The sequence below is a fragment of the Xanthomonas sp. WHRI 8932A genome (genome assembly GCF_035012785.1).
Lineage (GTDB): Bacteria > Pseudomonadota > Gammaproteobacteria > Xanthomonadales > Xanthomonadaceae > Xanthomonas.
Genome location: NZ_JAYGQQ010000006.1, coordinates 33,218 through 48,044, shown reverse-complemented (window position 1 = coordinate 48,044; position 14,827 = coordinate 33,218). Strand labels below are relative to the sequence as shown.

General features: G+C 65.4%; 11 protein-coding genes and 1 other RNA gene. 8 read left to right on the top strand and 4 right to left on the bottom strand.

Features of this window, described 5'->3' with window-relative positions; genetic code table 11:
• Positions 1-77: 77 nt before the first annotated feature.
• Positions 78-1,262, bottom strand: a complete 1,185-nt coding sequence (locus VC212_RS10955; protein WP_323515677.1) for a hypothetical protein — start codon at positions 1,260-1,262, stop codon at positions 78-80.
• A gap of 145 nt (positions 1,263-1,407) precedes the next feature.
• Here VC212_RS10955 and VC212_RS10950 point away from each other — a divergent pair, with 145 nt between their 5' ends.
• The 4 genes from VC212_RS10950 to VC212_RS10935 are packed head-to-tail and all read left to right on the top strand — an operon-like array spanning position 1,408 to position 6,137.
• A complete protein-coding gene (locus tag VC212_RS10950) occupies positions 1,408-2,871 on the top strand; it encodes an AlkA N-terminal domain-containing protein (protein ID WP_323515680.1) in 1,464 nt (487 codons plus the stop codon).
• Positions 2,868-3,413 (top strand): methylated-DNA--[protein]-cysteine S-methyltransferase, encoded by a 546-nt coding sequence (locus VC212_RS10945; RefSeq protein WP_323515683.1) that lies wholly within the window; start codon positions 2,868-2,870, stop codon positions 3,411-3,413. Before VC212_RS10950 ends, VC212_RS10945 begins: the two co-directional genes overlap by 4 nt.
• A gap of 36 nt (positions 3,414-3,449) precedes the next feature.
• Complete coding sequence (locus tag VC212_RS10940; protein ID WP_323515686.1) at positions 3,450-4,754, top strand: ectonucleotide pyrophosphatase/phosphodiesterase; 1,305 nt, start codon at positions 3,450-3,452, stop codon at positions 4,752-4,754.
• A 45-nt stretch (positions 4,755-4,799) separates the two neighbouring features.
• Positions 4,800-6,137, top strand: a complete 1,338-nt coding sequence (locus VC212_RS10935) for a chloride channel protein (protein ID WP_323515689.1) — start codon at positions 4,800-4,802, stop codon at positions 6,135-6,137.
• Between the two features lie 266 nt (positions 6,138-6,403).
• Here the strand turns inward: VC212_RS10935 and VC212_RS10930 are convergent, their stop codons facing one another.
• Both VC212_RS10930 and VC212_RS10925 read right to left on the bottom strand, forming a co-directional pair.
• Positions 6,404-6,586: a 30S ribosomal protein THX gene (locus VC212_RS10930; protein WP_055849858.1), complete on the bottom strand. Its 183-nt coding sequence runs from the start codon at positions 6,584-6,586 to the stop codon at positions 6,404-6,406.
• A gap of 279 nt (positions 6,587-6,865) precedes the next feature.
• Positions 6,866-7,282: a MerC domain-containing protein gene (locus VC212_RS10925; protein WP_115529109.1), complete on the bottom strand. Its 417-nt coding sequence runs from the start codon at positions 7,280-7,282 to the stop codon at positions 6,866-6,868.
• Between the two features lie 159 nt (positions 7,283-7,441).
• Between VC212_RS10925 and VC212_RS10920 the strand changes: the two genes are divergently transcribed.
• The 3 genes from VC212_RS10920 (at position 7,442) to VC212_RS10910 (ending at position 11,611) form a co-directional block, all read left to right on the top strand.
• Positions 7,442-9,508 (top strand): TonB-dependent receptor, encoded by a 2,067-nt coding sequence (locus VC212_RS10920; RefSeq protein WP_323515692.1) that lies wholly within the window; start codon positions 7,442-7,444, stop codon positions 9,506-9,508.
• A 454-nt stretch (positions 9,509-9,962) separates the two neighbouring features.
• Positions 9,963-10,385 carry a helix-turn-helix domain-containing protein gene (locus tag VC212_RS10915; protein WP_323515694.1) on the top strand — a complete coding sequence of 141 codons (423 nt, stop codon included), beginning with the start codon at positions 9,963-9,965 and terminating at the stop codon, positions 10,383-10,385.
• Positions 10,382-11,611, top strand: coding sequence for an MFS transporter (locus VC212_RS10910; protein WP_323515697.1), 1,230 nt, complete (start codon positions 10,382-10,384; stop codon positions 11,609-11,611). Before VC212_RS10915 ends, VC212_RS10910 begins: the two co-directional genes overlap by 4 nt.
• Positions 11,612-11,713: 102 nt before the next feature.
• Here the strand turns inward: VC212_RS10910 and VC212_RS10905 are convergent.
• Positions 11,714-11,788, bottom strand: a non-coding RNA gene (locus tag VC212_RS10905) — sX9 sRNA.
• 289 nt (positions 11,789-12,077) lie between these two features.
• Here VC212_RS10905 and VC212_RS10900 point away from each other — a divergent pair.
• The gene (locus VC212_RS10900) at positions 12,078-14,456 is read left to right on the top strand and encodes a TonB-dependent receptor (protein WP_323515700.1); all 2,379 of its coding nucleotides are present in this window, start codon (positions 12,078-12,080) and stop codon (positions 14,454-14,456) included.
• Positions 14,457-14,827 lie beyond the last annotated feature (371 nt).

Genomic DNA, 14,827 nt, shown 5'->3' with positions numbered 1-14,827 from the left:
AGTGCCCCCCGGCCCGGTTGTGATGGGGCGACGATAGGCAGCGCGCAGTGCGATACGCGTGAAACTTGCCGCCGCCCTCAGCCCTCGGCGTGCGCGGGCGTCGACGGCTCCGTCTCTACGGCATCCGGCGCCGCGGCGGCGCTCGGTTCTGCCTGTGGTCGCTCATCCGCTGCGGAACCGGTCTGCGTCTCGGCCGCCGGGGTTGCCGGCAAGGCGGCGGCGTCGGTCTCGGCCAGCGGGCTTTCTTCCGGGCAGGCCGCATCCGGAAAACCGAAGCGCTGCTTCAGGGCCAGCCCACACGCGTTGACCGCATCCAGATCTGCGCCCTCGCCTTTGCACTTTTGATCGAACGCCACCAGAAACGCATCCTTGCGCCGCACAAACGCATCGCCGCATTTGCGCATCTGCCGGATGCGCTCCAGGTCGTCCTGTACGGCATTGGTGCCGTCCAAACCGTACTCGCGTAGTTCTTCCATCGTCAGCAGCCTCAGGCTGCGGTTAGGCACGGTCATCATCAGATCGGCCACCGCCACTGCCACACCGTTGCGCTCCAGATAATCCTTGACGTTGCCGTAGACCTCGCGCAATTCGCGATTGAGCTCTGCGCGCGACGTCGCCTTGGAGCTGATCCGCATCATCCGGTGGATACCGACCTTGCCGGCCACCAGGCGGTTATCGCCGGCCGCCAGCACGAACACGCAGGCGCTGTGGCACACCGAGCCTTCGCGCACCCAGATGGTCCAGTTGGATTCGCCGATGGTGTCGCCGGCGCGGATCGCCGCCTCCACCTGACCGCCGCTGGAATCCAGATCCACGATGCGATGCGGCAACCGTAGTTGCTCGGCCACCGCCGCCAGGCGCCAGACCAGCGCAGCGAAGCCGGCATTGATCTTGCCCGCATACCGCACCCGCACCAGCCCGGTCTCGCGGCACGGCGCCAGCGCCGCTTCCACGCTGGCCCGATCCAGTGCCGGCAGCAGCGTGCCGTCGCCGGCCTCCTTGCTGTAATCGGTGGCGCAACTGATCCACGCCTGGCCCGATTCCAGCTGTGCCTGCGGCCAACCTACCTCACCCGCCTGCGCGCGCGGACGCGGCGGTGGCGCCACCGGCTCGGGCGTATCTACCGACACCATGTGGTCGCCATCGCCCGCCTGCCCGGCATTGTTTTGCTGTGCAGCCCCGGCATCGGCAGACGTCGCGCTGCGTTCGCACGCCACCAGCAAGAGCAGACACGCAACGGACAGGCAAAGCGATTTGAGCATGATGGGGATTGTGAGCGCGACGGATTCACCTTCAGTCTATGGCTGAATGGGCCACGGGTTTGACCCGGCCGTGAACACGCCGTTCTGCAGCAACCCTGTCCGAAAACGGCCAGCTGCGGCCGAAGCCAGGGCATAGACTGGCGCCATGCAGACATTGACGCCCGATCGAATCCAATGCGACCGCGCCCGGTTGGCGCGCGATGCGCGCTTCGACGGGCTGTTTTTCACGGCGGTGCGCAGCACCGGCATTTACTGCCGGCCGGTGTGTCCGGCGCCGGCGCCCAAGCCAGGCAATGTCAGTTATTACCCGAGCGCGGCGGCGGCCAGTGCGGCCGGCTACCGGCCGTGTCTGCGCTGTCGTCCGGAGCTGTCGCCGCAGGCGCAGCAACATCTGGGCGAAGAAAGCGTGCAGCGTGCGCTGGCGATGATTGCCGAAGGCGTGCTGCAGGAGCAGCCGGTGCAGACGCTGGCCGATGCGGTGGGGGTGAGTGCGCGGCAGCTGCAACGGCAGTTCGTGCAGCGGCTTGGCGCCACCCCGATCCAGGTGCACGGCACGCGCCGGTTACTGCTGGCCAAGCAGTTGCTCACCGAAACCGCCTTGCCGGTCACCGAGGTCGCACTCGCTGCCGGCTTCAACAGCCTGCGGCGTTTCAACGCGGCCTTTCTGCAGGGCTGCGGCATGCCGCCGTCGGCGCTACGCAAGCAGCGCACCGAAGTGCCAGGCGGCCAATTGCGTCTGCGCCTGGGGTATCGCCCGCCGCTGGATTGGGCCGCGATGCTGGGCTTTTTGCAGCGCCGGGCGATTCCGGGGATCGAGCAGGTCGATGCCAGTGGCTACCGGCGCGTGATCGGCACGCCTGGAAACGCCAGCTTGATCGAGGTCGTCGCCGCGCCGCAGCGGGCGGAACTGCTGCTGCGCATCGATGCCACCGACCCGCGCCAGATTCCGCAGATCGTGCGCCGCGTGCGTCGGCTGTTCGATCTGGATGCGGACCTGCAGGCCGTCCATGCCACGCTTGAATCCGAACCGCTGTTGGCCGAGGCGATCCAGCGCCGTCCCGGCCTGCGCGTGCCCGGGGGCTGGGATGGCTTTGAAGTGGCCGTGCGCGCGGTGTTGGGCCAGCAGATCAGCGTGGCCGGTGCCGCAACGCTGGCGGCGCGGCTGGTCGACCGCCACGGCGGCCATCATGCCGACATGCCGCCTGGGCTGGACCGCAGTTTTCCCACGCCCGAACAACTGGCCGACGCGCCACTGGAACAGCTCGGGCTGCCACGTGCACGCGCGGCCACGTTGCGCGCACTGGCATTGGCCTGCGCACAAGGCCGGCTGCATTTCGGCGCCGGCCAGCGCCTGCCGGACTTCGTCGCCGCCTGCACCGCGCTGCCCGGGATCGGCCCGTGGACTGCGCATTACATCGCGATGCGCGCGCTCTCGCATCCGGATGCGTTTCCGGCCGGCGACCTGATCCTGCAGCAGGTCCTCGGCGCGCCGGAACGTTTAAGCGAACGGGCCACCGAGGCACGTTCGCAGGCATGGCGCCCATGGCGCGCGTATGCCGTGTTGCACCTGTGGCATCTCGCCGTCGATCGCAAGGACACCCGCCCATGACCACGCTGTACTACGACACCTTTCCCTCGCCGATCGGCGCGCTCACCGTGGCCGCCGATTCCACCGCCGTGCACCATATCCTGTTCGCACAGAACCGCTACGACGCGCCTGGACGTGCGCGCTGGACGCATGCCCCCGATACCGCACTGGTGCGCGAAGCGCGCGAGCAACTGCTGGATTATCTGCATGGCGGGCGACGCAGTTTCGACCTGCCGCTAGCACCGGCCGGCACGCCCTTTCAGCTGCAGGTCTGGCACACGTTGGCACAGATTCCGTTCGGCCAGACCTGGAGTTACGCGCAGCTCGCGCAGGCGGTAGGTCGCCCCGCCGCCAGCCGCGCTGTGGGTGCCGCCAACGGCCGCAATCCGTTGCCGATCGTGCTGCCCTGCCACCGTGTGATCGGCGCCAATGGCACCCTGACCGGCTTCGGCGGCGGCCTGCCGACCAAGCAGGCGTTATTGCAACTGGAAGGCTGGTCGCCGCACCAGATCGCGCGTGCCGACGATCTGTTCGGCGACCAGCGCGCAACCCAGGCCCCCTGACTTCGCGAGGTCATCGCTGCGCCGTAAACTGGCGACATGATCGATCGACGTCTTGTAGTTGCCACGATAGCCACCGCGTTGCTGGCGGCCTGCTCCACCCAGCACGGCGTGCGCAGCGCCTCGACGCAGCTCACCGCATCGCCGCCAACATCGGCGGCCGCAATATCCGACGACACGCCGCACACCTTGCTGCTGATCTCCATCGACGGCCTGCGCGCAGACATGCTCGATCGCGACATCACGCCGACGCTGTCCCAACTTGCGCGCGATGGCGTGCGTGCGCGTTGGATGACGCCGTCGTATCCGTCGCTGACCTTTCCCAACCACTACACCTTGGTCACCGGTCTGCGCCCGGACCACCACGGCATCGTGCACAACAGCATGCGCGACCCCGCGTTGGGCAGCTTCTGGCTAAGCAAGCCGGACGCGGTGGGCGACGCGCGTTGGTGGGGTGGCCAACCGCTGTGGGTGGGCGCAGAACAAGCTGGCTTGCATGCGGCGACCTGGTCGTGGCCGGGCAGCGAGGCGGCCATCCAGGGCGTGCGCCCCACGCAATGGCGTCACTACGAAGAAGGCGTTGGCCTGGACGCCCGTGTGGACGAAACGCTGGGCTGGCTCGCGCGCTCCGGTGCGCAGCGCAATCGTCTGGTTACGCTGTACTTCGAACACGTGGATGAAGCCGGCCACGATCACGGCCCGGAATCGCGCGAATACGCCGACAGCGTGCGCGCAGTCGACGCCGCCATCGGCCGGTTGCTGGCCGGCATGCAGCGCGACGGCACCCGTGCGCGCACCAACATCGTCGTGGTGTCCGACCACGGCATGGCCGAAGTGGCGCCAGGGCATGCGATCAGCGTGGAAGCCATCGCGCCGCCCGCGATTGCCACCGCGGTCACCGATGGTCAGGTGATCGGTTTCGATCCGCAGCCCGGGCAACAGGCCAGCGCCGAGGCCATGCTGCTCGGCACGCATGCGCAATACGACTGCTGGCGTAAAACCGAACTGCCGGCGCGCTGGCATTACGGCACGCATCCGCGCATTCCGCCGATCGTGTGCCAGATGCACGAAGGCTGGGACGCACTGTTCCCCGACAAATTGGCCAAGCGCGCGCAACAAGGCATGCGCGGCTCGCACGGGTTCGATCCTGCATTGCCCTCGATGCGTGCGGTGTTCGTGGCGCAAGGCCCGGATCTGGCGCAGGGCAAGACTTTGCCGGGGTTCGACAACGTCGATGTGTATGCCTTGATGACGCGCCTGCTCGGCATCACCGCAGCGCCCAACGACGGTAACCCGGCCACCCTGCTGCCGGCCTTGCGCGTGCCGCCGGACGCTGCGCACTGAGCACTGCGCACACCCGCGGCGGCGAGCGGATGCGACAATAGGGCGATGTCTGCTTCTGATCCCTCGCCGCGCCGCTTGCGGCCGCTGTTGTCCAGCGAAGGCTGGCGTCGTCGCGCTGCACTCTGGGGTGGCGCAATTGCGGTAGCCCTGGTCGCCATCGTGTTCGCCAAGGCCAGCGATGCCGCCTTCCAGTTATTTCAACGCATCACCGCGCATTCGATCTGGTGGGCGCTGCTGCTGACGCCGGGCATCTTCGCCCTGCTCGCCTGGCTCACTTCCGGGGCAATGCGCCCCACCCGCGGCAGCGGCATTCCGCAGGTCATCGCCGCGCTGGAGCATCCGGACCCAACATTTCGCGATACCAATCTGTCGCTGCGTGTGTCGCTGGGCAAACTTGCGTTGACCACGCTGTCGCTGCTCGGCGGCGCATCGGTCGGACGCGAAGGCCCCACCGTGCATGTCGGCGCCAGCCTGATGCACGTGTTCGGGCGCTGGTTCGGCTTTCACGATCCGCGCGAGCTCTCGCATTTTCTGCTTGCTGGCGGCGCGGCCGGTATTGCCGCAGCCTTCAATACGCCGCTCGCCGGCGTGGTCTTTGCGATCGAAGAATTGAGCGGGCGCTTCGAGCACCGCTTCTCCGGCACCTTGCTCACTGCGGTGATCGTCGGCGGCGTGGTGTCGCTGGGATTGCTGGGCAACTACACCTACTTCGGCAAAGTAGCGGTGGCCTTGCCGCTGGGCCAGGCATGGCTGGCGATCGCGCTGTGCGGCAGCGTGGCCGGGCTGCTCGGCGGGATCTTCGCGCGGCTGGTGCTGGCCAGCGTCAGCGGCAAACCACGCTGGCTGGGCGCGCTGCGCCAGCGCCACCCGGTGCTGCTGGCCGCGTTATGCGGCGTGGCGCTGGTCGGGCTGGCACTGGTGTTCGGGCAAGGCGCCTTCGGCACCGGTTACGAGCAGGCGCGCAGCCTGGTGCAGGGGCATGCCGTGGTCGGCCATGAGTTCGGCCTGATGAAGCTCATCGCCAACCTGGTCTCGTACCTGGCCGGCATCCCGGGCGGCCTGTTCTCGCCCGCCTTGGCGGTGGGTGCCGGCATCGGCCACAACCTGTCGGTGCTGATGCCGAGCGTGGACCCACGCACATTCGTGTTGCTGGGCATGTGCGCCTACCTGACCGGCGTCACGCAAGCACCGCTGACCTCGGCAGTGATTTCGCTGGAGCTCACCGACACCAGCCAGATGCTGCTGCCAATCCTGGCCACCGTGTTGATTGCACGCGCGGTGTCCGGGCTGGTGTGCAAGACGCCGATCTATCGCGGACTGGCCGAGCAGTTGCTGACGCCAGCGGCGAAGAACCCAGCGCCGGCTGCGGACACAGCGCACTAGGGACGCGGCGTTATCGATGCGCGCAGCGCTTTATCGGACTGCATCAAGAACAACGCCGATTGATGACGTAGCGCGAGCCATTGTTCGGATGCGTTGCGCGTCATCGCAACGGATGCCGACGCTGATGACGCGCTACCGCAGCCACTGCTCAGACCCGCATCAGCACGGGTAACCCGGCAAGCATTCGATCAGCGTTTTGCACTGAAATCGCAAATAAAAAAACGCGGCGCAAGCGCCGCGTTTTCAGATCGCAAAGCGGGCTGGGGTCAGCTGGCCTTGGCGACGGTCTTCTTGGCAACAGCCTTCTTGGCCGGCGCCTTGACCACGCCCTTCTTGGCAACCGGGGAAGCTGCACCCACGACAACCTTGCTCACCGCGTGCGAACGCGAATTGCCGTAGCTGGCGTTGTAGCGCTTGCCCTTGGCGGTCTTACGGTCACCCTTACCCATTTCGTCGACTCCTGAATGTGAATACAAATTCCCGTGCTGGCACGGGTTTGGCGAGGTTTGCACCGGCGGTGCCCTCGCGCAAGGCCGATAAGCCTATCACGTCGGCCCGGGGCCGCGCAGCCCGGACGGCCTGCAGGCCTGTGAGCCAGCCGGTCGTGAAGCGCATACACCATCGGCAGGCGCCTGGCTGTCACCTCACGGCAGCGGCCTGGCAACAGCGTCAAAACGACCGTCTGCACCACCGACTGCAACCATCGCGCAGTCGCGCGTCAGCGCATATCAGTGCGCACAGCTCGCGTCATGGACATGCGCATGACCGTGATTCAGCCGCAGATTGACCAGATGGGCAATGCCGACCAAAGCGCCGCCCAGCGTCATCACCACTGCGTGTGGCACCACCGAATGGTGCAGCGGGTCGTACAACAGACCCACCCAAAGCAACGCCAGGCCAGGCAGCAGCAGCGCCAGCGCATGCAGCGCCTTGTGGCGGCGATACCCCAGGACCAGGCTGAAAAGACCCAGCAGGGTCACGAACATCACGATCGCCAGTTCGACGCCATCGCCCAGCCAGAACGACAACCCGAGCGACGGCGCCAGGGCCAGCACCAGCGGCAGCACCGCGCAATGCACGGCGCACAGCAGCGACCCGGTCGCACCGAAGCGGTCTAGCAGATGGCGAAGTGTGGGCAGAGGCATGACTTCCAGCAGGTGCTCGCGGCGACGTGGAATAATATAACATCTTCCTTGTTCCAGGCCCGCACCACTGCATCGCGCAGAGCGGGTCTTGCCGTCGGCGCAGCAGGCAAGCTGCGCCATCCTATTGATATATAGTAACAATTAGAGAGTCCGATCCACATGGCCCCCACGCTCATCCCCTCGCTGCGCCGCTCCGCCCTATCACTGGCACTGACCAGTCTGTTGACTCCTGCCCTGGCCATGGCCGAAGACGCACCGGACGTTGCCGACCCGCAGACGCCGCCGACGTCGGACACCCGGCATGACGCCACCCATTCCAGCGGCCGGCACATCAAGGACCTGGACAAGGTGGTTGTGACCGCGAGCCCGCTGCGCGATGCGGCCGGCGAGCTGAGCCGCCCGGTCGAGGTGCTGGCCGGCGAGCGTCTGGATGAGGTGCGCAGTTCGAGCCTGGGCGAGACCGTGGCCAGCCTGCCGGGCGTGCAGAGCTCCAACTTCGGTCCCGGCGTCGGCCGGCCGATCATTCGCGGCCTGGACGGCCCGCGCGTGGCGGTGCTGCGCGATGGCCTGTCCACCCAAGACGTCTCCACCGTCAGCCAGGACCATTCGCCGGCCATCGAGCCGTTTCTGGCCAACCAGATCGAAGTGTTGAAGGGCCCGTCCACGCTGCTTTACGGCTCCGGCGCGATCGGCGGCGTGGTCAACGTGGTCGATGGCCGCATTGCCGAAACCCCGGTGGACGGCTTCAGCGGCCGCGCCGAAGTGCGCTTCGATGGCGGCGACAAGGACGGCAACACCGACATGTTCCGTGTCGATGCAGGCAACGGCAGCGGCCTGTCGATCCACGCCGATGGCGTGTACCGCAACCAGAACGATTACGACACCCCGCAAGGCCGCCAGCGCAATAGCTGGATCGACTCCAAGGTGGGCTCGATCGGCGCCTCGCTCTCCGGCGATTGGGGCTTTGTCGGCCTGTCGGCCTCGCGCTTCCGCGACAACTATGGCAACCCCGGTGAGCCGGGCGACCCGTCCCTCGGCGAGCGTGGCGTGTCGTTGAAGCTGCAGCAGGACCGCTACGACCTCAAGGGTGGGTTGACCGATCCGTGGGGCGAAGGCAGCGCGCTGCGTTACAGCTTCGGCCATACCGACTACGCGCACACCGAGTTCGAAGGCACCGAAGTCGGCACCGTGTTCACCAAGCGCGCCAACGAAGGCCGCGTGGAAGCCTCGTTCACCTTTGGTGGCGGCTGGCAGACCGCGTTCGGCCTGCAGGGCAGCGATACCACCTTCCAGGCGGTGGGCGAAGAATCCTTCGTCCCCAAGACCGATACCCGTTCGCTCGGCGCATTCGCCGTGGCGCGCAATAGCTGGGAGCGTGTCACCGCTGAAGTCGGTGCGCGCGTGGACAAGGTCAAGTATCAGACCGACATCGGCGTGGACCGCGATTTCACCCCGACCAGCTTCTCGGCCAGCGGCGGTTTCCGCTTCAACGAGCAGTGGCGCCTGACCGCCAACCTGGATCACGCCGAGCGCGCACCGGCCGAAGAAGAACTGTTCGCCAACGGCCCGCATATCGCCACGCTCGCTTTCGAGATCGGCGATGCGAATCTGAAGACCGAAAAGGCCAACCAGGCCGAGCTGGGGCTCAACTTCCAGAACGAATGGGTGGATGCCAAGGTGGCGGCGTACTACAACCGCTACAACGACTTCGTCTACATCGTCGACACCGGCAATCAGTGGTTCAACGCAGAAGACAACGACTTCCTGCCGATCCGCCAGTGGACGCAGGCCGATGCGATCTTCCACGGCTTCGAAGGCGAAGCGACGTTTCACCTGGCCAACAACGACACCGGCGCGTGGGACCTGCGCGTGTTCGGCGATACCGTGCGTGCACGCCTGAAGGACGGCGACAATCTGCCGCGCATCGCGCCGGGCCGCTTCGGTGCGCAGATGCGCTGGAATGCCGATGCATGGCGCGCCTCGATTGGCGCCACCCGCACCATGAAGCAGGACAAGGTGGCGGTGAACGAAACCCCGACCGATGGCTACACCTTCGTGGATGCGCATCTGGCGTATCACGTGGACCGCGGCAGCAATGCGTGGGAAGTGTTTCTGGACGGCAACAACCTGACCAATCAGGACGCACGCGTGCACACCTCCTTCCTCAAGGACGATGTGATGCTGCCTGGCCGCAGCGCCTCGTTCGGCGTGCGGATGTTCTTCTGACAGCGGTCTCTCTCCCCCGCTGAGTAGAAGCGAGGCCGCCTTCGGGCGGCCTTTTTTGTGTGGGGTTGTCAATCGATTGCCGATCGGATTGCCGCGCTTGGGATGTAGTGCTTGTCGCAACCCGAATCGCACGGACGGACCGGCACCGGGACAACGCGGACGCGTTGTGCAGCTTCACTGCAAAGCGGTAGTCCCTGTGTAACAGCACTGGCTGTTTCGCAACACCGGTGAATCTCGCCCGCGGGCTTCATGCGGCAGTTCACGCTCTAGTGCGCGATAACCCATGAGTTGTCGCGCCCGGGTGCGCTCCTACGTGGTTGGTTGGTTGGTTGGTTGGTTGGGGGACTACGGCATTTATGAAAAGGCGCGGTTGCCTGGGAAGCTGCAGCACGGCTGGCCACTTGTAGATAAGTGCATATACACGCAATATGCGCGCATCCTGCGGAGCGCGTTCATGTCCAGCACTTCCAACTGCACCTGCTTTCATCTGCGCCGGGCGGCGCGTCGGATATCGCAGCTGTACGACCATGCGCTGGCACCGGTGGGGCTGAGCCTCAACGCGTATTCGATCCTGCGCCGGCTCGATACAGCGCAGTCGCTGGGCACACTGGCACAGGCCTTGGGCATGGACCGCACCACCCTCACCCGCAATCTCAAGCCTTTGCTTGCCGCTGGATGGATCACCACTCAGCGCGGCGAGGATGCCAGGCAAACGTGGCTGATCCTGAGCCGCAGCGGCCGTGGGTTGCTGCGGCGCGCACAACCGCACTGGCTCGCCGCACAGCAACGCATCGAGACGCTGTTCGGTGCAGCGCCCACCGCGCAGCTGCATGCCACGCTGGACCGCCTGGACGCCGTGCTGGATACCGCCGCATGAGCGCGTCGGCGACAGCGCGCGCCAGTGCGCAATGGGGCCTGCTGCTCACCGCCTCGGCGATGCTGATGCTGACCATGGGCGCGCGCCAGACCACCGGGCTGTTCGTCGAGCCGATCCATCGGCAGACCGGTATCGGTATCGCCTCGATCAGCTTCGCATTAGCGATCGGGCAATTGGTCTGGGGCGCGGTGCAGCCGGTATTCGGTGCAATCGCCGATCAGCGCGGGCCGCTGCCGGTGCTGCTATTCGGCGGCGTGTTGCTGTCGTTGGGATTGGCGCTGACGCCGTGGCTGGCCAGCGAATGGGGCTTGATCGTGTCGCTGGGTGTGCTGGCGGCAGCCGGTGCCGGCGCTGGCAGTTTTTCAGTGTTGATCGGCGCCACCGCGAGTCGCATCGCACCGGAACGGCGTTCGTTTGCGGCCGGATTGATCAATGCCGGCGGCTCGCTGGGCCAGTTCGTCTTCGCCCCGTTGGTGCAGGTGATGATCGGCGCGGCCGGCTGGGCCAAGGCGATGCTCGGTCTGGCACTGGTGTCGCTGCTGACCTTGCCGCTGGCCTGGCCGCTACGCCGCGTGCCATCCGCAGCGGGCAGCGCATCTGTGCGTGCCGCCGATGACATCGGCCTGCGCGCGCAACTGCGGCTGGCGGTACGCGACCGCAGTTATTGGTGCCTGCATCTGGGCTTTTTCACCTGCGGGGTGCATATCGCCTTTCTGGTCACGCATCTGCCCGGCGAGGTGGCGCTGTGCGGGTTGCCGGCCAGCGTATCGGCAGTGTCGATCGCACTGATCGGACTGTTCAATGTGGCCGGCAGTCTGGTCGCCGGCAAGCTGGGCGAACGCGTGCGCATGAAGTGGTTGCTATGCGCGATGTATGCCAGCCGCGCGGTACTGATCGGCGTGTACCTGCTCGCACCGCCCACACCGCTGACGTTCTATCTGTTCGCTGCGGCGCTGGGCTTCACCTGGCTGGCAACGGTGCCACCGACTGCGGGATTGATCGGCAAGCTGTTCGGCCCGCGCTATATGGGCACCTTGTTCGGCCTGACCTTGCTCTCGCACCAGCTCGGCGGTTTCTTCGGCGCCTGGCTGGGCGGAGTGGTGCTGGAACACAGCGGCGACTACAGCTGGATGTGGTACGGCGACATGGTGCTTGCGGTTGCGGCCGCGCTGATCAACCTGCCGATTCGCGAAGCGGCGCCGCTGCGCACCGTTGCCGCGACATAAGACCCGCGTAGGACAACGCAATCATCTTCGTCACGCTGCGCGCAGCAGCGATCGCACGTGGTTGCCACTGCATGCGTTCGAGTCAACATGCGCGCCAAGAGCCGCTACCAAAACGTAGCGAGCCGTCGTCAGTTTGGTGCGGCGACGCGGAGGAATCGGGATGTATGCGTGGCACACGCCGCAGCGAGCATCAGCTGCGTCCGCCTGGCAGCTGCACACCCGTTTCCCGAGCTGCCCTACAGCCGCTCGATCCATGCGTACGCTCGCGCATCACGCACACGTCGATCGCTGCATGCGTTGACGCGGCGCACAACAGCTTTTATGCGCGACTCCGTTAGAACAGCAACACGCGCTGTGCAGGCTTGTTGCACCATCGATGCATTCCTGTGCGGCAAGTCACTTTTTCAGGCAGCACGCCGTCCACTGCGACGGGATCTACCGCTTGCTGCGACAGAAGGAAATCATCATGACTTCATCCATGCCCCGCTACGCGTTATCGCTGACCATCGCCACCTTGCTTGCGCCGATGGCGCACGCGCAGACCGCACCGCAAGAGACAACCAAGCAGGACGCCACCACGCTAGATGCGGTGATCGTCAGCGGTACCGCGCGCTTCAAGGGACTGGCCAAGCGCGATGCCAGCTTTTCGATCACCACCGCCAGCCCCGAACAGATCCAGCAAGCGGTGCCGCAGAGCACTGCCGACCTGTTGAAGATCGTACCGGGCGTGTGGGCCGAACCCAGCGGCGGCGGCACCGGTGCCAACATCTTCGTGCGTGGTATGCCTTCCGAAGGCGACGCGCCGTTTGTGACCATGCAACTGGATGGCTCACCGCTGTTTCCGCCACCGACGCTGTCGTTTCTGGAGAACTCCACGCTGTTCCGCGTCGATGACACCGTTGAGCGCATGGAAGTGCTGCGTGGCGGCTCCAGCCCGATCTTTTCCAACGGGCAACCCGGGCTGACCGTTAACTTCATACAGAAAAAGGGCCAGGACGAGCCGGAGGGCAGCGTGCGGCTGACCGGCGGCAACAATGATTTGCGCCGCATCGACGTGTTCAACAGCGGGCCGATGGGCAATGGTTGGTACTACAGCGTGGGCGGTTTCTTCCGCGAAACCGATGGCGTGCGCGACCCGCAGTTTTCTGCCGACAAGGGCGGCCAGTTCAGCGCCACCTTGAGCAAGCGTTGGGACAGCGGCGAGCTGTCGTTCTATGCGCGGCATACCGACGACAACAATGCCTTCTATACCGCCATTCCGCTGCTCTCGCGCAATAACGGCAACGACTTGTCCAGCTTCCCCGGCTTGAATGCGCAGACCGGCACCTTGCTCGGTCGCGATTTCCGCAACGTGGATCTGCTGGTCGGGCCGAACGGTGAGACCGTGCAACGCGACCTGGCCGATGGGCGCGGCGTCAACATCGATGTGTTCGGCGGCGAACTGAACTGGGAAATCGGCGACTGGACCATTGCCGACCGCTTCAACGTGATGAGCGGCAGCGCGCCGACCTATGCATTGTTCACCGGCGATGCGCCGCTGCGATTGAGCGATTTCATTGCCGGCTACGGCAGCAGCGGTAGCGCGACCTATACCAATGGCGGCGGCGCAGTGGACCCGAATCAACAGGTGCTCGAAGCCGGCTGGTGGTCGGTGGACAAGCGGCTGAATTCCTTTACCAACGATCTGCGCTTGAGCCGCGAGCTGTTTGCCGGCAATACCTTGACCGTGGGCGCGTACTACGCCAAGTATTCCTCGGCCGATACCTGGTACCTGGGCAACACCATGTTGCTCACCGCACAGAACAACGCACGTCGCATCGACGTGGCATTGGACGATGGACGCCAGGCCACGCGCCAGGGCTTCACCAGCACCGCGTTCTTGAATCTGCGCGCCAACTACGACGGCGAAAACATCGCCGCCTTCGTGGCCGACGAGTGGGAACTCAACGACCGGCTGCGATTGGACCTGGGCGCACGCTACGAGCGCCAGAGCGTGACCGGCAATGTGCACGACACCAGCACGGTGGACCTGGATGGCAACCCGGCAACCTTGTACGACAACGCCACCTCGCTGGCCTTGGCGACCACACGCCGCATCGATCAGGACGACGAGGCGTTCTCGTGGACGGCCGGCTTGAACTTCAAACTCAATGACAGCAACAGCCTGTTCGCACGCGTCAACTCGGGTGTGAAGTTTCCCGGCTTCGATAACCTGCGCGATGGTCAGAACCGCGTCCAGGAAGTGGACCAGTACGAGCTTGGCCTCAAGTCCGGTGCCAGCGCCTACGATCTGTATCTCACCGCGTTCTACAACACGTTCAAGAATTCGCCGTTTCAGGCATTCCTGGCCAATGGCGATAACTTCACCGCCGTTGGCGATTCGCGCGCGCGCGGCCTGGAGGTGGAAGGCGCGATCCGCCCATTCGGCGGCTTCGAGCTGGCCGGCACCGGGGTATGGCTGGATTCGAAATACCGCAACTATCGCGAGTTCACCGGCAACCAGGTAATGCGCCAACCCAAGCGGCAGTTCCGGCTCACGCCGAGTTATTACTGGATGCTGCCGTTCGGCGATCTCAAGGTATTTGCCACGTATTCCTACATCGGCGATCGCTTTGCCGACCTGGCCAACAGCCAACGCCTGCCCTCCTACGACATGGTCGATATCGGCGCCAATCTGCATGTAGGCGAGCATTGGGAAGTGACCGCCAGCGGCAGCAACGTTACCGATACGCTGGGGCTCACCGAAGGCAACGTACGCGTGCCGGGTGCGGCGACCGGCGGTGTGTTCATGGGCCGGCCGATTGCCGGGCGGCAGTACCAGATGTCGGTGGCGTATCGCTGGTAGCTGACAGGTTCAAGACATCGCGGCATCAAGGCGTCGATCCCGGGCCACGCGCGGGATCGACGCCTTTTCTATGGCGACAGCCCATGCTGTCACCGGGCCGGCACGTCCCTACGCTGCATTGAACGATGCGGGTGACATGGATGTCGGCCCAGGCGCCGTTGGCCGCGCGCCCTCATAAAGCATCTCAGTCCTGAATCGTATGGCATCGCATCACTGCGACAGATGCGCATGAACGTCGCAATCTGCGCAGTGCGCCGACCCGGATGCGAAGCGGACCCACGCATCGTGATGCGTTGTGCCTATGGGCACGCAATACATTTCAGACTATTGCGGCCAATTCCGCGGCCGAAAACTTCGCTTTGCGCGCGTGA